The sequence below is a fragment of the Pseudomonas sp. B22129 genome, from assembly GCF_044218875.1.
Lineage (GTDB): Bacteria > Pseudomonadota > Gammaproteobacteria > Pseudomonadales > Pseudomonadaceae > Aquipseudomonas.
Map to the genome: position 1 here is coordinate 6,262,904 of NZ_CP162592.1, position 23,933 is coordinate 6,286,836.

Annotated in this window: 29 protein-coding genes; 4 read left to right on the plus strand and 25 right to left on the minus strand. The window is 62.7% G+C overall.

Annotated elements, in window-relative coordinates; all coding sequences use genetic code 11:
• The first annotated feature begins 104 nt into the window (after positions 1-104).
• Positions 105-1,109, plus strand: a complete 1,005-nt coding sequence (locus AB4P94_RS28410; protein ID WP_395608420.1) for a sulfate ABC transporter substrate-binding protein — start codon at positions 105-107, stop codon at positions 1,107-1,109.
• A 130-nt stretch (positions 1,110-1,239) separates the two neighbouring features.
• Here AB4P94_RS28410 and AB4P94_RS28415 read toward each other — a convergent pair whose 3' ends face one another.
• On the minus strand, positions 1,240-1,854 hold the full coding sequence (locus tag AB4P94_RS28415; RefSeq protein ID WP_395608421.1) for a DUF5666 domain-containing protein: 615 nt from the start codon (positions 1,852-1,854) through the stop codon (positions 1,240-1,242).
• A 178-nt stretch (positions 1,855-2,032) separates the two neighbouring features.
• Between AB4P94_RS28415 and AB4P94_RS28420 the strand changes: the two genes are divergently transcribed.
• Positions 2,033-3,229, plus strand: coding sequence for an MFS transporter (locus tag AB4P94_RS28420; protein WP_395608422.1), 1,197 nt, complete (start codon positions 2,033-2,035; stop codon positions 3,227-3,229).
• Between the two features lie 56 nt (positions 3,230-3,285).
• Here the strand turns inward: AB4P94_RS28420 and AB4P94_RS28425 are convergent, their stop codons facing one another.
• The 15 genes from AB4P94_RS28425 to phnC form a co-directional block, all read right to left on the minus strand.
• Positions 3,286-3,690: a type II toxin-antitoxin system HicB family antitoxin gene (locus AB4P94_RS28425; RefSeq protein ID WP_016978509.1), complete on the minus strand. Its 405-nt coding sequence runs from the start codon at positions 3,688-3,690 to the stop codon at positions 3,286-3,288.
• Positions 3,691-3,701: 11 nt separating this feature from the next.
• Positions 3,702-3,890, minus strand: coding sequence for a type II toxin-antitoxin system HicA family toxin (locus AB4P94_RS28430; RefSeq protein WP_348054556.1), 189 nt, complete (start codon positions 3,888-3,890; stop codon positions 3,702-3,704).
• A 253-nt stretch (positions 3,891-4,143) separates the two neighbouring features.
• A complete protein-coding gene (phnP, locus tag AB4P94_RS28435) occupies positions 4,144-4,893 on the minus strand; it encodes a phosphonate metabolism protein PhnP (RefSeq protein ID WP_395608423.1) in 750 nt (249 codons plus the stop codon).
• A complete protein-coding gene (phnN, locus tag AB4P94_RS28440) occupies positions 4,884-5,456 on the minus strand; it encodes a phosphonate metabolism protein/1,5-bisphosphokinase (PRPP-forming) PhnN (RefSeq protein ID WP_395608424.1) in 573 nt (190 codons plus the stop codon). Before phnN ends, phnP begins: the two co-directional genes overlap by 10 nt.
• The gene (locus AB4P94_RS28445) at positions 5,456-6,601 is read right to left on the minus strand and encodes an alpha-D-ribose 1-methylphosphonate 5-triphosphate diphosphatase (RefSeq protein WP_395608425.1); all 1,146 of its coding nucleotides are present in this window, start codon (positions 6,599-6,601) and stop codon (positions 5,456-5,458) included. Before AB4P94_RS28445 ends, phnN begins: the two co-directional genes overlap by 1 nt.
• The gene (phnL, locus tag AB4P94_RS28450) at positions 6,591-7,313 is read right to left on the minus strand and encodes a phosphonate C-P lyase system protein PhnL (protein ID WP_395608426.1); all 723 of its coding nucleotides are present in this window, start codon (positions 7,311-7,313) and stop codon (positions 6,591-6,593) included. Before phnL ends, AB4P94_RS28445 begins: the two co-directional genes overlap by 11 nt.
• A complete protein-coding gene (gene phnK, locus AB4P94_RS28455; RefSeq protein ID WP_176159794.1) occupies positions 7,310-8,119 on the minus strand; it encodes a phosphonate C-P lyase system protein PhnK in 810 nt (269 codons plus the stop codon). The genes phnL and phnK overlap by 4 nt, the downstream gene beginning before the upstream one ends.
• On the minus strand, positions 8,080-8,946 hold the full coding sequence (locus AB4P94_RS28460; protein ID WP_395608427.1) for an alpha-D-ribose 1-methylphosphonate 5-phosphate C-P-lyase PhnJ: 867 nt from the start codon (positions 8,944-8,946) through the stop codon (positions 8,080-8,082). Before AB4P94_RS28460 ends, phnK begins: the two co-directional genes overlap by 40 nt.
• On the minus strand, positions 8,939-10,015 hold the full coding sequence (locus AB4P94_RS28465; protein ID WP_395608428.1) for a carbon-phosphorus lyase complex subunit PhnI: 1,077 nt from the start codon (positions 10,013-10,015) through the stop codon (positions 8,939-8,941). Before AB4P94_RS28465 ends, AB4P94_RS28460 begins: the two co-directional genes overlap by 8 nt.
• Entirely contained in the window at positions 10,015-10,605 is a 591-nt protein-coding gene (gene phnH / locus AB4P94_RS28470; protein ID WP_395608429.1) for a phosphonate C-P lyase system protein PhnH, read from the minus strand. The genes AB4P94_RS28465 and phnH overlap by 1 nt, the downstream gene beginning before the upstream one ends.
• Positions 10,605-11,042 carry a phosphonate C-P lyase system protein PhnG gene (gene phnG, locus AB4P94_RS28475; protein WP_395608430.1) on the minus strand — a complete coding sequence of 146 codons (438 nt, stop codon included), beginning with the start codon at positions 11,040-11,042 and terminating at the stop codon, positions 10,605-10,607. The genes phnH and phnG overlap by 1 nt, the downstream gene beginning before the upstream one ends.
• A gap of 12 nt (positions 11,043-11,054) precedes the next feature.
• Positions 11,055-11,759: a phosphonate metabolism transcriptional regulator PhnF gene (phnF, locus tag AB4P94_RS28480; RefSeq protein ID WP_395608431.1), complete on the minus strand. Its 705-nt coding sequence runs from the start codon at positions 11,757-11,759 to the stop codon at positions 11,055-11,057.
• A 36-nt stretch (positions 11,760-11,795) separates the two neighbouring features.
• Positions 11,796-12,578, minus strand: coding sequence for a phosphonate ABC transporter, permease protein PhnE (gene phnE / locus AB4P94_RS28485; RefSeq protein ID WP_395608432.1), 783 nt, complete (start codon positions 12,576-12,578; stop codon positions 11,796-11,798).
• A gap of 145 nt (positions 12,579-12,723) precedes the next feature.
• A complete protein-coding gene (phnD, locus tag AB4P94_RS28490) occupies positions 12,724-13,725 on the minus strand; it encodes a phosphonate ABC transporter substrate-binding protein (protein ID WP_395608433.1) in 1,002 nt (333 codons plus the stop codon).
• A 32-nt stretch (positions 13,726-13,757) separates the two neighbouring features.
• The gene (gene phnC / locus AB4P94_RS28495) at positions 13,758-14,591 is read right to left on the minus strand and encodes a phosphonate ABC transporter ATP-binding protein (protein WP_395608434.1); all 834 of its coding nucleotides are present in this window, start codon (positions 14,589-14,591) and stop codon (positions 13,758-13,760) included.
• Between the two features lie 594 nt (positions 14,592-15,185).
• Here phnC and AB4P94_RS28500 point away from each other — a divergent pair.
• Entirely contained in the window at positions 15,186-15,452 is a 267-nt protein-coding gene (locus tag AB4P94_RS28500; protein WP_395608435.1) for a DUF6124 family protein, read from the plus strand.
• A gap of 136 nt (positions 15,453-15,588) precedes the next feature.
• Here AB4P94_RS28500 and AB4P94_RS28505 read toward each other — a convergent pair whose 3' ends face one another.
• Positions 15,589-16,470 (minus strand): LysR family transcriptional regulator, encoded by an 882-nt coding sequence (locus AB4P94_RS28505; RefSeq protein WP_395608436.1) that lies wholly within the window; start codon positions 16,468-16,470, stop codon positions 15,589-15,591.
• 109 nt (positions 16,471-16,579) lie between these two features.
• Between AB4P94_RS28505 and AB4P94_RS28510 the strand changes: the two genes are divergently transcribed.
• Positions 16,580-17,767, plus strand: coding sequence for an MFS transporter (locus tag AB4P94_RS28510; RefSeq protein WP_395608437.1), 1,188 nt, complete (start codon positions 16,580-16,582; stop codon positions 17,765-17,767).
• A gap of 187 nt (positions 17,768-17,954) precedes the next feature.
• Here the strand turns inward: AB4P94_RS28510 and AB4P94_RS28515 are convergent, their stop codons facing one another.
• Genes AB4P94_RS28515 through AB4P94_RS28550 form a run of 8 tightly spaced genes read right to left on the minus strand, consistent with a single transcriptional unit; the run spans position 17,955 to position 23,921 of the window.
• Positions 17,955-18,350 carry a hypothetical protein gene (locus tag AB4P94_RS28515; protein ID WP_395608438.1) on the minus strand — a complete coding sequence of 132 codons (396 nt, stop codon included), beginning with the start codon at positions 18,348-18,350 and terminating at the stop codon, positions 17,955-17,957.
• A gap of 15 nt (positions 18,351-18,365) precedes the next feature.
• Positions 18,366-19,553 (minus strand): c-type cytochrome biogenesis protein CcmI, encoded by a 1,188-nt coding sequence (gene ccmI / locus AB4P94_RS28520; RefSeq protein WP_395608439.1) that lies wholly within the window; start codon positions 19,551-19,553, stop codon positions 18,366-18,368.
• Positions 19,546-20,019: a cytochrome c-type biogenesis protein gene (locus AB4P94_RS28525; protein WP_056857146.1), complete on the minus strand. Its 474-nt coding sequence runs from the start codon at positions 20,017-20,019 to the stop codon at positions 19,546-19,548. The genes ccmI and AB4P94_RS28525 overlap by 8 nt, the downstream gene beginning before the upstream one ends.
• The gene (locus AB4P94_RS28530) at positions 20,016-20,552 is read right to left on the minus strand and encodes a DsbE family thiol:disulfide interchange protein (RefSeq protein WP_395608440.1); all 537 of its coding nucleotides are present in this window, start codon (positions 20,550-20,552) and stop codon (positions 20,016-20,018) included. The genes AB4P94_RS28525 and AB4P94_RS28530 overlap by 4 nt, the downstream gene beginning before the upstream one ends.
• A complete protein-coding gene (locus AB4P94_RS28535; RefSeq protein WP_395608441.1) occupies positions 20,549-22,537 on the minus strand; it encodes a heme lyase CcmF/NrfE family subunit in 1,989 nt (662 codons plus the stop codon). The genes AB4P94_RS28530 and AB4P94_RS28535 overlap by 4 nt, the downstream gene beginning before the upstream one ends.
• A 3-nt stretch (positions 22,538-22,540) precedes the next feature.
• Complete coding sequence (ccmE, locus tag AB4P94_RS28540) at positions 22,541-22,996, minus strand: cytochrome c maturation protein CcmE (RefSeq protein ID WP_395608442.1); 456 nt, start codon at positions 22,994-22,996, stop codon at positions 22,541-22,543.
• Positions 22,993-23,169, minus strand: coding sequence for a heme exporter protein CcmD (gene ccmD, locus AB4P94_RS28545; RefSeq protein ID WP_016972110.1), 177 nt, complete (start codon positions 23,167-23,169; stop codon positions 22,993-22,995). The genes ccmE and ccmD overlap by 4 nt, the downstream gene beginning before the upstream one ends.
• Positions 23,166-23,921, minus strand: a complete 756-nt coding sequence (locus AB4P94_RS28550) for a heme ABC transporter permease (protein ID WP_395611398.1) — start codon at positions 23,919-23,921, stop codon at positions 23,166-23,168. Before AB4P94_RS28550 ends, ccmD begins: the two co-directional genes overlap by 4 nt.
• Positions 23,922-23,933 lie beyond the last annotated feature (12 nt).

Consider the following 23,933-nt stretch of genomic DNA (forward strand, 5'->3'; position numbering starts at 1 on the left):
CACAGAGCGTTTTAATCTTTAAACGTCTATGCGGTGCCCGTTATAGTCGATGGCAAATTGCCCCCACTCAACCGATCACCTTCTCGAACAACAAGGAATGAGCAGTGAAAAAACTCGTTAGCGCCTCTCTCCTGGCCGCCGGCCTTGCCCTGGCGGGCGCCGTTCAGGCTGCCCCCGTCACACTGCTCAACGTCTCTTACGACGTGATGCGCGATTTCTACAAGGACTACAACGCCGCCTTCCAGAAGCACTGGGAAGCTGAGCACCCGGACGACAAGCTGACCTTGCAGATGTCTTTCGGTGGCTCCAGCAAACAAGCGCGTTCAGTGATCGACGGCCTGCCGGCTGACGTGATCACCATGAACATGGCCACCGACATCAACGCCCTCGCCGACAACGGCAAACTGGTGCCGGACAACTGGGTCACCCGCCTGCCGAACAACAGCGCGCCGTTCACCTCCGCCACAGTTTTCATTGTGCGCAAAGGCAACCCCAAAGCCCTGAAAGACTGGCCGGACCTGCTCAAAGACGGCGTGCAAGTGATCGTGCCCAACCCAAAAACCTCGGGTAACGGCCGCTACACCTACCTGTCGGCCTGGGGCTATGTGCTGAAGAACGGCGGCGATGAAGACAAGGCGAAGAAATTCGTCGGCGACTTGTTCAAACACGCGCCAGTGCTGGACACCGGTGGCCGTGCTGCCACAACGACCTTCATGACCAACCAGATCGGCGACGTACTGGTGACCTTCGAGAACGAAGCCGAAATGATCGCTCGTGAATTTGGCCGTGATCAGTTCGAAGTGATTTACCCAAGCGTCTCGGCTGAAGCTGAGCCGCCGGTGTCGGTGGTCGACAAGGTGGTCGAGAAGAAAGGCACCCGCGCCGCTGCCGAGGATTACCTGAAGTACCTGTGGTCGCCAGAAGGCCAGGAAATCGCCGCCAATAACTACCTGCGCCCGCGTGATCCGAAAGTGCTGGCCAAGTACACCGACCGCTTCCCGAAAGTTGACTTCCTGTCGGTGGAGAAGACCTTTGGTGACTGGCGCACCGTGCAGAAGACCCACTTCAATGATGGTGGGGTGTTTGACCAGATCTACAGCGGCCAGTAACTGAGCGAACGCAGTAAAAACTGTGGGAGCGGGCTTGCTCGCGAAAGCGGTGGTTCAGTCGATTGATTCGGTGACTGACACTCCGCATTCGCGAGCAAGCCCGCTCCCACATTTGTATCTGCGCCAGACTTTACATCGGCGGGGTTACGCCATCCTTGCCCGCCGAGATAGCCTGAGCCGTCACCGTCCCATCCGCCGCCTGCGCCGCAAACAACACCACCTTCGTGCCCACCTTGAGCAAGCTGCGATCCCCCGGTTCCAGGTTCACAATCGGCACATCATCCGGTACTACGATCTTCTGCTCGCCGCCTTTGTATTTGACGGTCAGGGTGCGCCCGTTGCTGACCACCAGGTCGCCGACGGTGCCGTTGGTCATGCTGCTGCCTTCTTTCAAGTCAAACGCGCGGTGCCCGTCGCCGGTACCCGCCATGGCCGGGGGGAACACGTGAACTTCCAGCGCCGTCAGGGTGCCGTCGGCATTGGGCATCGCAGCGGAGCCAATGTAGCTGCCGGGCTTGATCTCGTCGATTTTGGCCAGGGTCACGGCACGTACCTGGGTGTCTTTGGTGAGGTGCACGGTGACGTCTTCGCCACTGTTGACCTTGACGTGGATCGCGTCACCGTCGACCGCCGTGATGGCGCCGCGCACGCCGACGCGCGGGGCTTCGGCGGCGTTGGCCAGGCCAATCGCCATGGCGGCGGCAAGGGTTGAGGCCAGGATCATCTTGTTCAGCGTGATTTTCATGAAAGTGGATTTCCTGTTTCGGCAGTTGTGGCTGAATGTATCATTGCCGTTCGACCCGAAAGTTAACGATTCAGTCATTAATTTGCGGCATGAGTGATATCACTGTCAGCGCTCTACCCCGGCCACGGCGTTGTCTTTACTCTGCCACGCCCTCCTCCTTCGCTTTAACGAGAACACCATGACCGCTACCCCACACGCTGCGAGCACCATGACCCGAGGCATGGTGATGCTGTTTGCGTTCTGCTGCGGCGCCATTGTTGCCAACATTTACTATGCCCAGCCGATCATCGAATTGATCGCCCCGGACATCGGCCTGACCCCGGCGATGGCCAGCCTGATCGTATCGCTGACCCAGATCGGTTATGCCCTGGGCCTGTTCTTCCTGGTGCCGTTGGGCGACCTGTTGGAAAACCGCAAGCTGATGATCACCACCACCGTGGTTGCCATTGCCAGCTTGTTGGGCGCAGCGTTCACCCAACAGCCGAACCTGTTTCTGCTGGTGTCGCTGTTGATCGGTTTCAGTTCGGTGTCGGTGCAGATTTTGATCCCGCTGGCCGCGCACCTGGCGCCCGCCGAGTCCCGTGGCCGTGTGGTGGGCAGCATCATGGGCGGTTTGCTGCTGGGCATTCTGCTGGCTCGACCTGTGTCGAGCGTAGTAGCGGACCACTTCGGCTGGCGCGCGATGTTCATGGCAGCGGCTGCGCTGATGGCGTTTATCAGCGTGGTGTTGCTGCTGACCATCCCCAAACGCCAGCCGGACCACAGCGCCAGCTACGGCCAACTGCTGCGCTCACTTGGCACCCTGCTGCGCAAGCAACCGGTACTGCGCCAGCGCGCGTTTTACCAGGGCTGCATGTTTGCCACCTTCAGCCTGTTCTGGACCGCCGCCCCACTGGAGCTGGCGCGTAACCACGGCCTGAGCCAGAGCGAGATCGCGCTCTTTGCGCTGGTGGGTGCCCTGGGCGCGATTGCCGCACCAATCGCCGGCCGCCTCGCCGATGCCGGCCACACCCACCGCGCCTCTTTGCTGGCAATGCTGTTTGGCGCCTTGAGTTTCCTGCCGGCCTTGGTGCACCCGCTGTACAGCGTGATCGGCCTGGCGGTGACCGGCGTGATCCTGGACTTCTGCGTGCAGATGAACATGGTCCTCGGCCAACGCGCCATCTACGCCCTCGACGCCAACAGCCGCAGCCGCCTGAACGCGCTGTACATGACCAGCATCTTCATCGGCGGTGCCTTCGGCTCGGCAATTGCCAGCAGCGTGTACGAACACGGCGGCTGGCTGGGCGTGATGCTGGTGGGCAGCGCGTTCCCGCTGGTGGCCTTGTTGCGCTTCCTGAGCGCTTCGCGCCAGGCCGCACCGGCGGTGGCATAACGGGATCTTGTGGGAGCTGGCAGATCCAGGGCAAGCCAGCTCCCACATGGATCGCGTTACGAACGCACCAACTTCTCCAACGCCGCATCCGCCAGAAAGGACGAGCGGCTTTTGACCTTGTGCTCGCGCACATAGCGGTCGATGCGCTGGATCACATAACCGGGCAAGGTCACATTGACCTTCTCGGTCTTACCCAGATAGGGCGAGATGTCCAGCTCCAGCATGCCCCAGCCCATGCCCGCGTAGTCCTCATGGGCGTGGTGATTGGCGACTGACGTTGGCATCGGAATCGGCCCACCCTCTGCCGCAATCTCCTGCAACATGATGTGCGCCACTTCCACGGCGGCGTTGTACGCCTCTTCAAAACTGTCCCCGGCGGTGACGGCGCCCGGAATGTCAGGGATCTGAATGCCGGTGGCGGTGAAGTCATCGCCCCATTCGATACAGATTGGGTATTGCATGGATACTCTCCTTAAAACTCAAACAAGCCGGCGCGTTTCTTGATGCTTCGAACAGTGCCCAACGGCAAGTCCTTCTTGGGATGGGGCACCGGGATCGTGTACGGGCTGTAACGGTGAGTGAAAATATGATGACTGCCGGTAACCCGATCCAGCACCCAACCCGCCTCTTGCAGTTCCTTGATCAATAACCTGCTTTGCACCCCAGCCTCCTTGGCTTGGCCTGAATAAAAGTAACCCTAGAGTTATATTTACTCAAGCACAGAATGCGTGACTCTGATCGACGGTTGTTTTGCGGGATGTGAACCAGTACACCTGAGAACGAAGCAGATCAAAATGTGGGAGCGGGCTTGCTCGCGAAAGCGGAGTGCCAGTCACTGAATCTATCGACTGAACCTCCGCTTTCGCGAGCAAGCCCGCTCCCACATTTGAACCGCAGTAACTTCCGGAACGTGGCTAAATCACACGGCCGTCCCAGCCGACGGTGACGTGGCTGGGCAACTCGCGCCGATGCTGCAACAACCACGCATCCAGCGTATGCCCCACATGAGTCAGCACACCCAGCTCAGCCCCCAGGTCCTCAATACTCTGCAACGCCAGCGTCAGGTCATTGTGATTGCGCGGCGGTTGGGGCTGGGGCGGCATGGAACAGTCCAGCACCAGCACATCCAGCGGTTTGCGCTGCAGCCAGGCGAGGGTGTCCGGCGGCAGGCCAACCGTGTCGGTGAGGTAGGCGATGCGCCGCCCTTCGCCTTCAAACAGGTAACCCAGGGTCAGTTTGGAATGCTGCAATGGCAACGCGGTGACGCTCAGTTCGCCGAACTGCCGCGTTTCAAACGCGGCGAACGGCTGGCTGAAATCCAGGATGCCGGGGTGTTTGTAGAGGTCTGAAAGCCCCTCCGGGTCCGCCGGGCCGTGCACCGGAATCACCAGCCCCTGGCCCCAACGCAGGTGCAGCAGACCCTGCGCGTGATCGGCGTGGTAGTGGGTCTGGAAAATCCCGTTGAAGCTGCGCGGCGGGAAGCGTTCGGTGAGGTCGGGCAAGCCGCTGTCGACCAGCCAGCGCTGGTCACCGCATTCGATCAACGCGCTGCACGGGCGGCGGCGCAGGTGTTCGTCATGGCGGGCCAAGGCGCAAGCGGGGCAGTCACAGCCGTACACCGGGACTTGCCGCGCGTCACCGGTGCCGAGCAAGGTCAGGCGCATGCCGAGTGCCCGTGATCAAGGCAGCACAGCAGGCGCTCGACGGTGTGTTCCAACGGGCCGGAGTTGTCCAGCACGAACAAGCCCGCAGCATTGCCCGAAATCAGTTCGGCGGTGAAACGCGCATTGCGCGCTAGGCGCTGGTCGATATCCGCCAGCGACTCACGCCCTCGCGCAATCAGGCGCTGGCGCAACACGGCTTGATCCACCGTCAGCAACAGCGCCAATGAGGTTGGGTAGCGCTCGCGGGTCTGCGCCAGGTGCGCGCGGGAGCCGTTGACCAGCACGTCTTCCCCCGCCGCCAGCCAGTCGTCGATCTCGCGCGGGATGCCGTAGGAGAGCCCATTGGCATACCAGCTGAGGGCAAACGCGCCCTCGGCTTCCATCACCGCGAACTGTTCCGGGCTCACGCCTTGCGCCGCCTCGCCCACGGCTTCCGCCGAGCGGGTGATGACGCGGCGCACAATCCGGCAACCGCGCTCGGCCAAACGTGGGCGCGCAGCGTCCAGCAGGCTGTCTTTGCCCGAACCGGAAGGCCCGATGAGATAGATCAACCTGCCTGCCATCAAAACACCCTCTTCGCCTGTCGCCAGACTTGTTGCACCACAGGAAGCCCTTCGCGGCTACGGGCCTGTACCAGGTCCGCACGCAGGCCAACGGCAATTTCACCGCGATCATGCAGGCCCGCCGCTTGGGCGGGCGCCAGGCTGATCATCTTGACCGCCCGCGACAAGTCGCCGCCGTCCTGCTGGTCGGCCAGCACAAAGGCGGCTTGCAACAGGCTGGCCGGGTAGTAGTCGCTGGAAAGTATATCCAGCAATCCGTCGGCGGCCAGGCCGGCGGCGGCCACATTACCCGAGTGCGACCCACCGCGCACCACGTTCGGCGCGCCCATCAGCACTTTCATGCCCAGCGCCTGGCAGCCCCGCGCCGCTTCCACGGTGGTGGGGAATTCGGCGATGGTCATGCCGTAGCGCGCCGACTCTTCCACATGCGCCAGGGTTGCATCGTCGTGGCTGGCCACCGACAAGCCGCGCTCCACGCAATGGGCGACGATAGCCGAACGGTAGCGGTCGCTGTACTCCTTGGAGTTGGCCATTTGCAGCACGATGAATGCGTCCATGGTTTCGTCGTTCAGGTGGTACTTGCCCATGTAGTACTCACGGTACTTGGACTCGAGCACGAACTGGCGCTGGCCCGGCGAGTGGTCCATCACCGACACCAGGCGCACCAGCGGGTTTTCCACCAGGTCGCGGAACACGCTGAGGGTGTCGGGGTGGCACAGCTCGCAGCGCAGGTGCAGGTGGTGCTCGGCACGGGTCAAGCCGGCGTCTTCCGCCGAGGCGATGGCATCGAGCATCGCCGGCAGTTTCTTCATGCGGTTGCCCTTGGGGTTCACATCACCGATGGACACCGCGTCGAACACCGTGGTGATACCGGCCGCAATGATCTGTGCGTCATGGCTGAGCACGGCCGAAATCGACGGCCAGTCCACGCCGGGGCGAGGGGTCATGTGTTTTTCCAGGTTGTCGGTGTGCAGTTCCACCAGGCCCGGCAACAGGAAATCACCCTCCAAGTCCTGCGCCTGGGGCAAGTGGCTGCGGCCCTCGGCGAGGTCGACGATCTTGCCGCCGCGCAGCACCACCGAGCCCAGGAACATGCGATCAGCCGTGACGATCCGGGCATTACTGAGGATTTGTTCAACGGGCATGGGCGTATTCCTCTTGGGCAACAGGCGATGGGGTCATGTCGAAATGGCGGTCGGCGACCGCTTCACGGGCGGCGCGGTCGTGGAAGATGCCGATCAGCGCGGCACCGGCCGTCTTGGCTTCGTTCATCAGTTCCAGCACCACCTGGCGGTTGTTGTCATCGAGGGATGCGGTGGGTTCATCCAGCAACATCACCGGCCACTCCACCATGAAGCCACGGGCGATGTTGACGCGCTGCTGCTCGCCCCCGGAAAAGGTGCCGGGCGCCAGTTGCCACAGGCGTTGCGGAATGTTCAGGCGGGTCAGCAAGTGTTCGGCGCGGGACTGCGCATTGGCCTTCGACCAGCCACGCGCCAGTGCGGGCTCCATCACCACGTCCAGGCAGGCCACACGCGGGATCACCCGCAGAAATTGGCTGACGTAACCCAGCGTCTGCTGACGCACCTGCAAAATATCGCGCGGCTCGGCGCCGACCAACTCCAGCCACTCGCCTGCGTGCTGCACACGAATGCTGCCGCCCGCCGGCAGGTAGTTGCCGTACAGCGTGCGCAGCAAGGTGCTTTTACCCGCGCCCGACTGGCCGTGCAGCACCAGGCATTCGCCGCCCTGCACGCTGAACTCCACGCCGCGCAGCACGTTGAGCACCACGCCGTGTTGCTGGTGCAGGGTGAAGGTTTTCGAGAGGTCACGGACCTCAATCAGAGCATTCGTCATGGCTGCAATACCGAAGACACCAGCAGTTGAGAGTAAGGGTGCTGTGGATCGTCGAGGATCTGGTCCGTCAGCCCGGTTTCCACCACATGGGAGCGGCGCATCACCATCAGGCGGTCGGCCAGCAGGCGTGCTACGGCGAGGTCGTGCGTGACGATCACCACCGCCAGATCCAGCTCGCGCACCAGCCCGCGCAGCAGGTCGAGCAAGCGTGCCTGCACCGACACATCAAGGCCGCCGGTGGGTTCGTCCATAAACACAAGACGCGGGCTGGAGACCAGGTTGCGGGCGATTTGCAGGCGCTGCTGCATGCCGCCCGAGAACGTGCGCGGCAAGTCATCAATACGCTGCGGGTCGATTTCCACCTGGCCCAGCCAATCCAGCCCGGCGCCGCGCAGTTGCTCGTAATTGCGCACGCCCTGGGCCATCAAACGCTCGCCGATATTCGCCCCGGCCGACACACCCATGCGCAAACCGTCACGCGGGTTTTGCTCGACAAAGCCCCACTCGGTGCGCAGCAAGGTGCGGCGCTCGGCTTCGCTGGCGCTGTAGAGGTCCAGCCATTCGCCGTCCTTGCTGCGGTAGCCGATGCTGCCGGCCTGCGGCGGCAAACGCCCGCTCAACAGCGAGAGCAAGGTGGACTTGCCCGAGCCGGACTCGCCGACGATGCCCAGCACTTCGCCGGGGTAAAGATCGAAGCTGACGCCCTGGCAACCCTTCTCCGGGCCGTAGAGCAACGACAAGTCGCGTACTTGAAGCAATGGCTGGCTCACTGGTTGTTCTCCTTCACCCGTTGGGCGCAGTACCAGGTGTCGGAACACACGAAACTCTGGGTACCCGCATCGTCGAGAATCAGCTCATCGAGGAACGATTCATGGCTGCCGCAGATGGCGCAGTTGTGTTCCCACTTCTGCACTTCGAACGGGTGGTCTTCAAAGTCCAGGCTGTGGACCTGGGTGTAGGGTGGCACCGCGTAGAGGCGCTTTTCACGACCGGCGCCAAACAGCATCAACGCCGGGCTCATGTCGAGTTTGGGGTTGTCGAATTTGGGGATCGGCGAGGGGTCCATCACGTAGCGCTCGTCGACCATCACCGGATAGGCATACGCCGTGGCGATATGGCCGAAGGTGGCGATGTCTTCGTAGAGTTTTACGTGCATCACCCCGTAATCATTCAGGGCGTGCATGGTGCGGGTCTCGGTTTCCGACGGCTCGATAAAACGCAACGGCTCGGGAATCGGCACCTGGTAGACCATGATCTGGCCGGCCTGCAGCGGGGTTTCCGGAACGCGGTGGCGGGTCTGGATCACCGTGGCGTCCGGCGTGGCCTCGGTGGTGGCGACGCCTGCGGTGCGCGCAAAAAAGCGCCGGATGGACACGGCATTGGTGGTGTCATCCGCGCCTTGGTCGATGACCTTGAGCACGTCGTCATCCCCCAGGATCGCGGCGGTCAACTGCATGCCGCCGGTGCCCCAGCCATAGGGCAGCGGCATCTCGCGACCGCCAAACGGCACCTGGTAACCGGGGATCGCCACGGCCTTGAGCAAGGCGCGGCGGATCATGCGTTTGGTCTGTTCGTCGAGGTAGGCGAAGTTGTACGCCGCATCGCGCACGGCCGGTTGGGTCAAGTCATTCATGGCGGGTGCCCTCGGCCGGTTGGCGCAGTTTGCGGATCAGTTCCAGTTCGGCCTGGAAGTCCACGTAGTGAGGCAATTTGAGGTGCGAGACAAAACCCGCCGCCTCGACGTTGTCGCAGTGGGCCAGCACGAATTCCTCGCGCTGGGCCGGCGACACCACTTCTTCGTTGTATTCCCCGGCGCGCAGCGAGCGGTCCACCAGCGCCATGCCCATGGCCTTGCGCTCGGCGTGCCCGAACGCCAAGCCGTAGCCGCGGGTGAACTGCGCCAGCTCGGTGGCCGAGCCGACAAACTGGTTGACCATCTCGCACTCGGTCACTTCGATGCTGCCCAGGCAAATCGGGAAGCCCAGCTCTTCAGGGTCGATCCACACTTCCACGTCGCCGATGCGAATCTCACCGGCAAACGGGTGGTTGCGGCCGTAGCCGCGCTGGGTCGAATACCCCAGCGCTAGCAGAAAACCTTCGTCGCCACGAGCCAGCGCTTGCAGGCGTTCGGCGCGGCTGGCCGGGTATTCCAGCGGGTCGCGGGTGATGTCGGCGATGCTGGCGTTGTCGTCGGTTTCGTTCTTGATCAGGCCTTCTTTGGCGAGCAAACCGAGCACACGCGGGCAGGCGTCAATGCGCGCTTCAGGCGTGGTCTGCGGGCCGGGGTATTCACCTTCGGCGAGCAGGGAAAAATCCAGCAGGCGGTGGGTGTAGTCGAAGGTCGGGCCGAGCAACTGCCCGCCGGGCACGTCCTTGAACGTGGCTGACAGGCGCCGGCTCAAGGACATTTGCGAGGTATCAATCGGCAGGCTCGGGCTGAAGCGCGGCAACGTGGTGCGGTAGGCGCGCAGCAGGAAGATGGCTTCGACCAAATCCCCCGCCGCTTGCTTGATCGCCAGCGCAGCGAGTTCTTCATCGAACAGCGAGCCTTCGGTCATCACCCGCGCCACGGCCAGCGGCAGTTGCTCGCGGATTTGCGCCACGCTCAGTTCAGGAACAGCGGTATCGCCCCGGCGCTTTTTCGCCAGCAGGCGGTGGGCATTGTCGATGGCCTGTTCGCCACCTTTGACGGCTACGTACATCAGGCACGCTCCTGTGCGACACGGCTGCTGCGCGGCAGGCCGATCAAGTGATTGCCGGCGGTGAACAACAGGTCCAGGCCACGCGGGAAGGCCTCACGGCGTTGACGCTCCAGCCAGAACGCTTGCGGCACCGGCAGGTGCACCTCGCGCTGGGTTTTGATGCCCGGGCCGCGCCAGAGCAGGCCGCGGCCGGCTTCCAGGTCAGTGAGCTGCACGATCAACGTGCAAGACTGGTCGGGGTAGCGGTCGTTGCCGTGGTCGAAGCCGCTGAGGTCGAGCAGGTCCGGTTCGCCGAGCAGCGCAAACGCGGCGTCTTCACGCTTCGTGGTCAGCGGGCAGCCGCAATGGAACGCCAGGTTGGCGCGGATCAGTGGCGTGTCAAAACTCGGCGCCAGCCACAGCGGTGTGTCCATATCGAGCATGGCCAGGCACAGGGCGTAAGTGGCGGGCGCGAGGCCGTCCAGGCGTGGCGCGGACGGCAGGTACTGGATCAAACCCGGTTCGGCCAGGGCCTTGAGCGCGGCGCGAAAACCGCGCTGGGCGTCCAGAACCGGGTCGACGAACGCCGGTTGCAACAGGTGCGCATTCATCAGTTTTCTCCTCGAACCAGGGTGAAGAACTCGACCTTGGTGGCGGCGGTGTCGGCTTCTTTTTGCGTGCGGCGGGCGGCCTGGGCGTTGGCCAGCGCGGTGATCAGGTCGCTGAGCCACAGGCTTGGCTGCGTGCCTTGCAGGTGGGCGTCAGCCAGGGCGGCCAGCTCGGCGTGCAGCTTGTCGCGCCCTGCCAGGTAGCTGTAGCCGGTGCGGCCGTCGGCCAGGCGTACCACGCAGCGGGTCACGCTCATTTCACCGACGTTAAACGGCGCGCCGTTGCCGCCCATGCGGCCACGCACCAGGGTCATGCCTATTTCCGGGGCGCGGATCAGTTGGTAGTCGGCGTCCTTCAAGGCCGCTTCATGGGGTTGCAGTTCACTGAGTTGGGCGCGGGCGAGCACGCCGATCCAGTGTTGACGCGGGGACAAGCTCATTGAGGACTCCATTCAAGTCACCACTTGGTACTGGAAGCGATCCGAACGGCTGGTGGACTGCGCCAGCTCCACCGGGCGGCCGTCGCGATCGCAGGAAAGAGTGAATACGGTGAGGGCCGGCAAGTGCCGAGGCATCATCAGCAGCGCGGCTTCATCACGGTTGGGCAAACGCGCACCGATCAGGCTTTGGGTGCGGGTCAGCGGCAGGTCACGCTCGCGCAGGTACTGGCGCAACGAGCCGCCGTTGTAGTCGGCCAGCAACGGCGCGCGGCTGGCGCAGTAGCGATGGCGGATCAGGCTGACGGGCTGGTGGTCGAGCTTGCGCAGGGTTTGCAGTTCGATCATCGGCGCCATTTCGGCGATGCCCAGGTGCTGGGCTTCGTCGCGGCTGGCGTAGCAGTAGCGGCGTTTGAGCAACACCGCCTGCACACCGACGCCCTGGGCCGACAGCGATTGGCTGTAGGAGGTCTCGGCGCCCATCGAATAAATCAGCGGGCGGTCGAGCACCTGGGTGCCCTTGCCCTGGCGGCGCAACAGGCTGCCTTCGAACACCAACTCGTCGATGGCGCGGCGCAGGGTGTGACGGTTCACACCGAAGCGCTCGGCCATGTGCACCTCGCCGGGCAGGAAGTCGCCGGCGCTGTAGCTGCTCAGTTCGCGGCGCAAAATATCCGCAAGTTCGCGGTACACCGGCTCATCTTGTCTAGACAACTGCATGCTTAAAAAAAGCGCCTCGCGGGCACCCCTCCGGCGTCAGATGAACTGCTTGCGCAGGCGTTGGGACAGCACGTCGATACAGCTCACCACCACGATGATCACCAGCAGCACCGCGCAGGTTTGTACGAACTGGAAGGCGCGGATGTTTTCCCAGAGGATCACGCCGATACCGCCCGCACCGACCATCCCGACCACCGTGGCCGAACGCACGTTGGCTTCGAAGCGGTAGAGCGCGTAGCTCACCCACAGCGGCATCACTTGGGGGATCACGCCGTAGATCACTTCCTGCAAGGCGCTGGCGCCGGTGGCACGCACACCCTCAACCGGGCCCGGGTCGATGGCTTCGACGGCTTCGGCAAACAGCTTGGCGAGCACGCCGGTGGTGCTGATCCACAGGGCCAGAACGCCGGCAAAAGGACCGAGGCCGACGGCGACCACGAACAGCATCGCGAACACCATTTCATTGATGGAACGGAAGGCATCCATCACACGGCGCAGCGGTTGGTGGATCCACCACGGGGTGATGTTTTCAGAGCAAAGGATGCCCAGCGGCACCGAGCAGACGATCGCCAACACCGTGCCCCAGAGGGCGATTTGCACGGTGACGATCATCTCGGTGAGGTAGGAGCGCCATTCGTGGAAGTCCGGCGGGAAGAAGTCGGCGGCGAAGGTCGCCATGTTGCCGGAGTCGCGGTACAGCGCCAGCGGGTTCATTTCAGCGCCGCGCCAGGCCCAGGCCAGCAGGAGCAGGAACAGGCCCCAGCCGAGGTATTGCGGCCAGGTTCTTTTACCCACTGCTTCAGCGTGCAAGGTTGTCATTGGATCGCCTCAATCTAAGTGTGGGAGCAAGGTTTATGTGGGAGCCGGGCTTGCCCGCGATAGAATCGACTCGGTTTTACTGTCAGACCGAGTTGCCTGCATCGCGGGCAAGCCCGGCTCCCACAAAAGCCAGGGCCCACAGGGGTTAGCCGTTTGCTGCAGTTTTCTTGTCGAGCTCGGAGATGCGCTGTTGCAGCTTCGCCAGGTCGGCGTCGATGTCAGCCAGCTTCTTGGCCTTGTCGGCCGCTTCCAGGTGGTCATCCGCGCTGATGGTGGTGCGCTGCTTGAACAGTTCCAGTTGGCGGATCGGCAGCAACTGATCGTCGTTCGAGGCCAGGAACTTGCCGAGCTGCATGTTCTTCAGCACCGCTTTCTCTTCATCGGTGTTGCCGTAGTTGGCGAAGAAATCACGGATCTTGGTCTTCTCGCTGTCGCTCAGCGCCTTGCTCCACACCATCGGGTCAGCGGGGATCAGCGGGGATTTCCAGATCACTTTGAGCATCGCGGCCTTGTCCGGCTGGGTCACTTCCAAGCGGTCCCAGCTTTCGGTGTTGAAGGTGGCCACGTCCAACTGCCCTTTGGCCACGCTCAAGGCGTTCACTTCATGGCTGGAGTTGAGGGTGCGTTTGAACGCGGTGGCGGCGTCCACATGGTTCTTGGCGAACACGTAGTAGCCCGGTACCAGGTAGCCCGAGGTGGAGTTCGGGTCACCGTTGCCGAAGGTCAGGTTCTTGGCGTTCTTGAGCATGTCGTCGACGTTGTTGATCGGGCTGTCCTTGCGCACGATCAGCACGCTCCAGTAACCGGCGGCGCCGTTGGCGGCGGCGGTCTGGGCGAAGATTTCGCCGTTGGAACGGTCCACCGCTTCCATCGCGGCCTTGTTGCCCAGCCAGGCCACGTCGACCTTGTTGAAGCGCATGCCCTGAATCAGGCCGGCGTAGTCAGAGGCGAAGGTGGCGTTGATGGTCAGGCCGGTCTTCTTGTGCATGTCATCCAGAAACGGCTGCCAGATGCTCTTGAGGTTCTGCGAAGACTCGGTGGACATGATGCCGAAGTTGATGGCTTTATCCGCCGCATAGGCATTGCCCATCGCGACACTGGCCAACAAGGCGGCTGACAAAAACACGTGGCCGATACGGTTCAACATGGAAGGCGTTCCTGTGGGTCGTGAGTAGGGTTTCAAGCGCGCGCCAGGGCCAGCCGGGGCATGGCTTCGGCGTGGCGGGTCTGGTCGGAAAACATCAGGCTGGTGTCGACGTCGGCACCGTACAAATCGTTGAGGAACTGGCTGCTCATGGCGCTGCCCTGCCCGTCGAAATGAATGCGCCCACCTTTAAGGGCCACGGCACGCGGGCAATAACGCATGGCGTAATCGACTTGATGCAGGGTCACCACCACGGTCTTGCCGTCGCGGCGGTTGATGTCGGCGAGGATCTCCATGACCTTGCGCGCCGACTCCGGGTCCAGCGAGGCGATGGGTTCGTCGGCGAGAATCACTTCGGCGCGCTGGGTCAAGGCGCGGGCAATCGCCACACGCTGCTGCTGGCCACCGGACAAGGTGGAAGCGCGCTGCCCGGCCAGGTCAGCCAGGCCGACGCGGGCCAGGGACTCCAGGGCAAACGCCTTTTCCTCGGCATTGAACAACCCCAGGTTGCCACGCCAGCGCGGCATGCGGCCCAGGCAACCGAGCAGCACGTTGTCGAGCACGCTCAGGCGGTTGACCAGGTTGAACTGCTGGAAGATGTAACCGATGTCCGCACGCAACCGCCGCACTTTGCCATTCAACCGTCCACTGGCCTGCACCTCCCGGCCCAGCACCTTGATGCTGCCGCCGTTGCTCTTGTCGCAACAGGCCAGGCCCGCCAAGTGACGCAACAACGTGGACTTGCCCGACCCGGAAGCGCCAATCAGCGCGACCATCTCACCGGCAGCAATGGTGAGTTCGAGGTCGACCAGTGCGGATTTCTTCGCAAAGGTCTTGTTCAAGTGATCGACATGAATAGCGTGAGTCATGGGCTTCTCTGTCTGGTTTGAACAGCCTTGGGAGGGCTGCGTTTGAGTTCAAACGACAGTAGGCGCGCCAGGTGTCAGTGCTATTACTTGCACATGACTGCCGGGCGGCGGTTTGATGAAGGTTTTGTGAAAGGTTGCAAAGCCACCGCAACCTTATGTGGCGAGGGAGCTTGCTCCCGCTGGGCTGCGAAGCGGCCCCAAACCGACCGGCGCGGTGTGTCAGGGGTAATTGTGGTAACTGGATTGGGACTGCTGCGCAGTCCAGCGGGAGCAAGCTCCCTCGCCACAGGGGGTTGGTGTCGCTTCAGACAACTCAGGACCTTTCCTACAACCTCTGTGGGTTGCGGTTGCTATAACCCACCGTTAGCCTCTCGCAGTCGCTGCTCATCAGCGATCGGGCTTGGTCGCCTGGGTTAGAATGGCGCACAGTGCCGCGCAAGCGGCATTATTGTGTTCGCGTTATGGCGAGCTGTGCGTGGGAGGGCTTAGGCCCTGCCGGGTTTCCATTCCCTGGTCGACCAACCTGCGTACAGCTCGCCACCCTTCTGCTTGGTCGCGGACGTGGTGAGCTCCAATTGAATGGAGATTTACTGCATGAAAAAAGTCACGCCCAATCCCCCGTCATCCACCCCGGATCAAACCCCACCCGACATCATCTTCACCGTCCGTCCCGGCCTCAGTACTGAAGTTGCCTTGAGCAACGCCAGCGAGATACTTGAGTCGGCAACTGTCTGTGCGTACGACTGCGCTGAACGCGTGGAAGGTTCAAACCGCAAGCAGGTATTGGCGGTGGTGCAGATGATTGAAATCGCGCAGTTGTTGGTGAATGAAACGCTGAATCAGGAGTGTCCCGTGGCTTGATAGCACAGTGATCCCCTGTGGGAGCTGGCTTGCCTGCGATGGCGGTGGGTCAGCTGACAGATAGTTGGCTGACACAATGCTATCGCAGGCAAGCCAGCTCCCACACAAGCCAGTGCCCACATTTGTTCCGCGTACATTAACGCAGGCGCGGGGCTACGAAATCCAGGAATGCGCGCACTTTCAAGGGCAGCGGCGCCTGCCCTTTGTGTACCAGGCTGATGGGCAAGGCGGCTGATTCGTAGGGCTGCAGCACCACCTGTAGATCGCTCTTTTGCAACGCATCCGCCACTTGATACGACAACACGCGAATCACGCCGACGCCCAGCGTCGCTGCGGTAATCGCGGCTTCCGCGGTGTTCACCGACAGCCGCGAATGCACCGGCACGGTCTGTTGCGATTTGCCACTTCCAAACACCCAGGCCCCCACCGAGGCCAGCACGTCGAAGGTGATGCAGTCGTGGGCGGCCAAATCCTGCGGCGTGGCCGGTTCGCCGTGGGTTTGCAGGTAGCCGGGGCTGGCACACACCACGCGCCGTACATTGCCCACGTTGACAGCCTTGAGTGAACTGTCCGGCAAGTCACCGATGCGCACGGCCACATCACATTGCTCTTCCATCAGATGCACCACGCGATCGGTGAGCATCAGGTTGACGCTGATCTCGGGGTATTGCGCCAGAAACTGCGCCACCACCGGCACGATGTGCAAACGCCCGAACACGATGGGCGCGGTCACCCTCAACTCGCCTTTGGGCACGGCATATTCGCCGGTTGCCGCACGCTCCGCCTCACCAATCTCTTCCAGAATCCGACGGCACGCCGCCAGGTAGGAAACGCCCACGTCCGTGAGCGACAGCTGCCGCGTGGTGCGGTGCAACAGACGCGTGTTCAGGTGGGTTTCCAGCTCCGTCACTTTGCGGCTGACGGTGGCCAGCGGCATGTCCAGCGCGCGCGCCGCCGCCGACAGGCTGCCCGCGTCCACCACCGTAACGAACACTGACATCGACTCAAGACGGTTCATGGCGCCCTATCAAATTATGGAAGGATGATTCCCGATCCTAGGGGATTATCGACATAAACGCGACTGCGTAAGGTTGGTCACTCTTCCCCTGCCCCCTAAGGAGCGCGCCATGAGCACAGCCGAGAGTCACCCGCCGCGAGGCAAGATCATCATGATGGCGGTGATCGCCGGCGCGGTGGTTACCAACATTTATTGCACTCAACCCGTGTTGCCGCTGATTGCTTCGGACATGGGCGTGGCGGTGTCGACGGTCAACCTGGTGGCGGGCGCGGCACTGCTGGGGTTTGCCACCGGCCTGGCCCTGTTGCTGCCGATGGGCGACCGTTTTGACCGGCGCAAACTGGTGCTGGGCCAGATCGCGTTGGCGTTCTGCTTTGCACTGGCGGCAGCATTTGCGCCGAGCATCTGGGCGCTGATCGGCGCGTCATTCGGCTTGGGTATCGTGTGTTGCGTGCCGCAACAACTGGTGCCGTTTGCGGCGGTGATGTCCCAGCCCCATGAACGCGGGCGCAATGTGGGCACGGTGGTCAGCGGGATCATGCTGGGGATTTTGCTCGGGCGCACCATCAGCGGCGTGGTCGGTGAGGCGTATGGCTGGCGCGCGGTGTACGGCATGGAAGCCGCCTTCATGATTCCGGTGTGGTTGATCGCGGCCAAACTGTTGCCGCCTGGGGTGCCGAGCAGCACGTTGTCCTACCCTCGCCTGCTGGCTTCACTGTGGCCGTTGATGCGCGATAACAGCCCGATCCGTCAATCGATGATGGTGCAGGCCTTGTTGTGGGCATGCTTCAACGCGTTTTGGGTGAATCTGGCCGGGTTGCTCGCCAATGGGCCATGGCAATTGGGCAGCGCCTGGGCCGGCGGCTTCGGGATTATCGGTGCGGTGGGCGCGTTCGCAGCGTCGTACGGTGGGCGCGCGGCGGACAAGGTGGGGTGTCGCAAGGTGATCGGGGCCAGTGTCGGCATTGTGACGTTGGCGTTTCTGTTACTTGCCGGGGCGCAGACTTCGCTGATCTTGCTGGTTTTGGGAGTGATCGTGCTGGATATCGGCGTGCAGGCAGGGTTGGTCGCGAACCAGACCCGCGCGTTTGCGGTGGACCCGAAGGCGCAGGGGCGGATCAACAGTTTGTACATGACCGCGACGTTTGTGGGCGGGGCGATTGGGGCGACGGTGAGTGGGTGGTTGATGGCGCAGTTTGGCTGGGTGGGAATTGTAGAATTTGGGGTTATGCTGGGGGTGCTTGCGGGGTGTATCCATTGGCTGGGTGCGCCGCGCAGGGCTCAAGAGCTGGCATAAACTCCGGATCAAAAGGCGATTAAAACTGTGGGAGCGGGCTTGCTCGCGAATGCGGTGTATCAGTCAACCTATTCAGTAGCTGACACTCCGCCTTCGCGAGCAAGCCCGCTCCCACATTTGATCTCCAGTGTTTGAGAGATTGGATTCCAAAGCGCAAAAAAGGCGACCTGTAATTGGTCGCCTTTTGTCATTGCGCGTATTGCTTGCTCAACCCCGGCGGCACGCCTTGCACGTTGGTCTCTTCCCACGGCCCGTTCGGGCTGATCGAGCGGCTCCAGCCGTTGCTCCAGCGGTAGTAGGTGCGCTGGCGGTAGAAGGTGTCGGGCTGTTCTTCCAGCACATACACCTGCATCTTGCCGTCCCAGTGGCTGGCGGCGCCCGGTGGCGGGGCGAAGGTCGGCGAGGAGCTTGGTACCGGCTTCGGCGCCGGGGTCACCGGGCCGGAAGGTTTGGTGCTCGGCTGGGTCGACGGGCCTGACGGCGGGATGGTCGGCCCGGTTGGCCCGGTGGGTGGCCGGTGGACCGCACAAGCGCTCAGGCCGAGTACCAGGCTGAGCAGGGTGATGCGTGCGAGTGCGGGCATGGGCGTTTCCTCGATTTACTTGTCCGGACTGTCGATGGTCAGCTGCTGCAGTGCAGTGGTGCTGCTGGCCAAGGGTTGGCTGCGGCCGATCCACTCGCCAGTGGTCGGCTGACCGGCCCGGGATATGCGCGCAACCAGTTGGACTTCGGGGAAGTTCGACAGTTTCAACTGCGGCATCATTGCATCGCTATCGCCCAGTTCGACGGTGATCGGCAGCTGGGCGACGGTGACGCGTTTGGCCGCCAGCGGTGCCGGTGGGCCGTTCACCGCACGGGCGAAGATGAACACGCTGTCGCTCGGCAAAGCCTTTGCCTTCACGTCAGCGCTCAGGTCCACACGCACTTTCATCGCGGATTTTTGAGGCGCGACGGTGCCGCCACTTTCCTTGAGTTTCTCGGCTGCGCGGTCAATACCGCCTTGCAGCGCTGCGCGGGAGTTGTCGTCTGGTGGCAATTGGGCCAGCAGGCGGTTCCAGTAGTCGATGGCCTCTTGGTAACGCTGACCTTCAAAGGCGGCGATACCGAGCAGGCCAAGGCTGGTGACTTCCTTCGGATCGAGCTTCAACGCTTCGTCCGTCAGCGCCTGCACTTTGGGCGACCACTGTTTGTTGTCGGCAAAGTACTGCGCCTGGGCCCACTGGCCGAGCAGTTCCGGCTGACGCCCGGCCAGGGCCACGGTGCGTTCGAAGATTTTCGCCGCATCGGCCGAACGGTCTTGAGCCATGTAGGCGCGGCCGAGGAAGTACAGGCCTTCCGGCGAATCCGGCTGGGCGGCGGCGGCGCGTTCCAGGCGGCGGGTCATGTCTTCCATGGACACCGGCGGCTGGGAGAATTCGCGGGTCAGCTCGACCTTGTCGCTGGCGCCGTAATGCAGGTACAGCGCCACGCCGAGCACCGGCACCAGAAATGCCGCCAGAAACGGCAGTGGTTTGCCGAGACGCGATTCACGGGGTTTTTCCACACCTTCGGTGTCGGCGAGCAATTCGCGCGCGGCTTCGGCGCGGCCGGTGTCGAGTTGCGCGGGGTTCAGTACGCCTTCGTCCTGCTGCACTTGCAACTCGGCGACGCGTTCCTGATACAGCGCCACGTTCAGCGCGGTGCGGTCCTCTTCACGCTGGGCACGGCGGTCGCGCAACACAGGAATCAACAGGAAACTCAGGGCAATCAGGAGCAGCAACCCTGCTGCGAGCCAGAAATCAATCATCAGTCTTGGTGTCCAGCAATTGGTCGAGGCGTTTGCGCTCGTCAGGGGATAGCGCGTCGGAACCATCAGTCGGCGCGGCGCGGCGGCGGCGCACGATCACGGCCATCACCACCACACCGGCCAGCAACAGCCCGGCAGGGCCGAACCAGAGCAGCGCGGTCTTGCCGGTGAGGGCCGGTTTGTAGCGCACGAAATCACCGTAGCGGTCGACCATGAAGTCGATGATCTGCTGGTTGTCCTTGCCCTCCCCCAGCATGCGGAAGATCTCTTTGCGCAAGTCGGCGGCGATGGGCGCGTTGGAATCGGCAATGTCCTGGTTCTGGCATTTGGGACAGCGCAGTTCCTTGGTCAATTCGCGAAAACGCTCACGGTCACCCTCTTTGGCGAATTCGTAGGTATCGATGGCGGCGTGGGCCACACCGACCAGACCCAGCGCCAGCACAGCAGCCGCTAACAGACGCTTCATGGTTTGGCCTCGTCGACCAGGGCCTGGTACTTGGCGGCCAGTTGTTCGCGCCAGACCACTTCGTCGATCACGCCGACGTACTTGTCGCGGATCACGCCTTTGGCGTCGACAAAGAAGGTTTCCGGGGCGCCGTACACACCGAGGTTCAGGCCGAGGTTGCCGTCTTCGTCGCGGATATCCAGCTGATACGGGTTGTGGAATTCCGCCAGCCATTTCAGCGCGGCGGCGTTGTCATCCTTGTAGTTGATGCCGTAGATCACCACGCCTTTTTCGGCGAGCTTGTTCAGCACCGGGTGTTCAACGCGGCAGGAAATGCACCAGGTGCCCCACACGTTGACCAGCGCCGGCTTGCCCAACAAATCCGCTTGGGTCAGGGTCTTGTCGCCCTGCACCGTCGGCAGTGAAAACGCCGGGAATTGTTTGCCGATCATCGCCGAGGGCAATTCCGCCGGGTCCAAGTACAAGCCGCGATACAGGAACACCGCCACCACCAGAAACGCCGCCAGCGGCACTACCATCAACCAACGCTTCATACTGGCGCTCCTTGCAGGCCGAGGGCTTCGCGCACCCGGCTTTTCACCTTGACCCGATAACGCCGGTCCAGCGCAGCCAACAAACCACCGAAACCGGTGAGCAGGCCGCCGAACCAGATCCAGCGCACAAACGGTTTCACGTGCACGCGCACGGCCCAGGCGCCGTCACCCAAGGGTTCACCCAGCGCTACGTAAAGGTCACGGGTGAAACCGGCGTCGATGCCCGCTTCGGTCATCATCGAACTTTGCACGGTGTACAGGCGTTTTTCCGGGTGCAGCACGGCCACCTCCTTGCCGTTGCGCACGACGCGCACGGTGCCTTTGTCCGAGGTGAAGTTCGGGCCTTCGAAGTGCTTGGCGCCTTCGAAGATGAAGTGGTAACCGGCCAGGTCCATGGACTCACCCGGCGCCAGGCGCAGGTCGCGCTCGGCGCTGTTCTGGCTGGAGAGCACCACGCCCAGGGCGCACACGGCAATGCCGATGTGGGCGATTTGCATGCCCCAGTAGCTGCGGGTCAGGCTTGGCAGGCCTTTGATCAGGCCCTTGTGGCGGGTCTTGTCGACGATGTCACGCACACCGGCCAGCAACACCCAGGCGGCGAGCAGGAAGGTCGCGAGGACCGCCCAGTTGAAATCGCCATAAGCGAACCCGGCGATCACCGCCAACGCCACGCTGCCCAGCAGCACCGGCATCAGCATGCCCGCCAGCCATTTCACCGGAGTGTCTTTCCAGCGCACCAGCACGCCGACAGCCATCACCACCATCAACAGGCCCATCAGCGGGATGAATAACGCGTTGAAATACGGCGGACCGACGGACAGTTTGGCGCCGCTCAGCGCATCCAGCACCAAGGGATACAGGGTGCCGAGCAGGATCATCGACGCGGCCACCACCAGCACCAGGTTGTTGCCCAGCAACAGGGTTTCCCGCGACCACAGGTTGAAGCCGACCTGGCTTTTGACCACGGGCGCGCGCAGGGCGAACAAGGTCAGCGAGCCGCCGACCACAAACAGCAGGAAGATCAGAATGAACACGCCGCGCTCCGGGTCGGAGGCGAACGCATGCACCGAGGTCAACACGCCCGAGCGCACGAGGAAGGTGCCGAGCAGGCTGAGGGAAAATGCAGCGATGGCCAGCAACACCGTCCAGCTTTTGAACACGCCGCGTTTTTCGGTGACGGCCAGCGAGTGAATCAATGCAGTACCGACCAGCCAGGGCATGAACGAGGCGTTTTCCACCGGGTCCCAGAACCACCAGCCACCCCAGCCGAGTTCGTAGTAAGCCCACCACGACCCCAAGGTAATGCCGATGCCGAGGAAGGCCCAGGCGACGATGGTCCATGGCCGCGACCAGCGCGCCCAGGCGGCATCGAGACGCCCGCCGAGCAAGGCCGCGATGGCAAAGGCGAAGGCCACGGAGAAACCCACATACCCCATGTAGAGCATCGGCGGGTGCACGATCAGGCCGATGTCTTGCAGCAAGGGGTTGAGGTCGTGCCCGTCCACCGGAATCTGCGGCAGGATGCGGGTGAACGGGTTGGAAGTCATGATCAGGAACAGCAGGAAACCGATGCTGATCATGCCCATCACCGCCAATACGCGAGCCAGCATGACCTGCGGCAGTTGCCGCGAGAACACCGACACGGCGAAGGTCCAGCCACCGAGGATCAAGGCCCACAGCAGCAACGAGCCTTCGTGGGCGCCCCATACCGCGCTGAACTTGTAATACCAGGGCAACGCGCTGTTGGAGTTATTGGCCACATAGGCGACGGAAAAGTCGTCGGTCATGAAGGCGTAGGTCAGACAGCCAAACGCGAAGACCAGAAACGCAAACTGGCCCCAGGCGGCTGGCTGCGCCAGGCTCATCCACAGGCGGTCGCCGCGCCAGGCGCCGAGTAATGGCACCACGGCCTGCACCACGGCAAAACACAGGGCGAGGATCATCGCCAACTGGCCCAACTCGGGAATAAACAGTGCTGAGGTCATGGCTTAGCCCTCCTTGGCTGGGGTCGGGGCAGTGTGGCCGCTGTCTTTCAACGCTTTGGTGACTTCCGGCGGCATGTATTTCTCGTCGTGCTTGGCCAGCACTTCATCGGCCACCACCACGCCGTCGGCGTTGAGCTTGCCCAGGGCGACGATGCCCTGGCCTTCGCGGAACAGGTCCGGGAGGATGCCGCGGTAGGTGATGGTCACGGCTTTGTTGAAATCGGTGACCACGAAGGTCACGTCGAGGGAGTCGGACGAACGTTTCAGCGAGCCCTTTTCCACCATGCCGCCGGCGCGGATGCGCGTGCCCACCGGGGCTTCGCCGCTGGCGATTTGCGTCGGGGTGTAGAACAGGTTGATGTTCTCCCGCAGGGCGCTCATCGCCAGGGCCACGGCAATACTCACACCGGCCAGAATGGCCAGGATGATCAACAGACGCTTTCTACGCAGCGGATTCACTTATCGGTCTCCCGGCGCAAACGGCGCGCCTCTTGTTGCAAGTAACGCTTGCGGGCCAGGATCGGCGCGGCGACGTTGAGGGCCAGCACCGTCAGGCAGATGCCATAGGCCGTCCAGACATACAGGCCATGATGGCCCATGGCGAGAAAATCACTGAAAGACGCAAAGCTCATCCACGGGCTCCCAGGCAGGCTTGCACTTCGGCCTTGACCCAACTGGCGCGGGCTTCACGCTTGAGCACTTCGAGGCGCATGCGCATCAGCAGCACGGCGCCGAAGAAGCAGTAGAACCCCAGCACCATCAGCAGCAACGGCGCCCACATTTCCACGGGCATCGCCGGTTTTTCGGTGAGGGTGAAGGTGGCGCCCTGGTGCAGGGTGTTCCACCACTCCACCGAGTATTTGATGATCGGGATGTTGATCACGCCGACGATGGCCAGCACGGCGCAGGCCTTGGCGGCGCTGTCGCGGTTGCTGATGGCATTGCCCAGCGCGATCAGCCCGAAGTACAGGAACAGCAGGATCAGCATGGAGGTCAGGCGCGCGTCCCATACCCACCACGAACCCCAGGTCGGCTTGCCCCAGATGGCGCCGGTGACCAGCGCCACGGCGGTCATCCACGCGCCGATGGGCGCGGCGCATTGCAGGGCGACGTCGGCGATTTTCATCTTCCACACCAGGCCAACCACGCCGCACACCGCCATCATCACATAGCAGGACTGGGCCAGCATGGCGGCGGGCACGTGGATATAGATGATGCGAAAGCTGTTGCCTTGCTGGTAGTCCGGCGGCGCAAAGGCCAGGCCCCAGACCAGGCCGATGCCGATCAGCAAAATGGCAGCGATGCTCAGCCACGGCAGCAGCTTGCCGCTGATGCCGTAAAACCATTTGGGCGAGCCGAGCTTGTGAAACCAGGTCCAGTTCATTGCTGTTTCCAT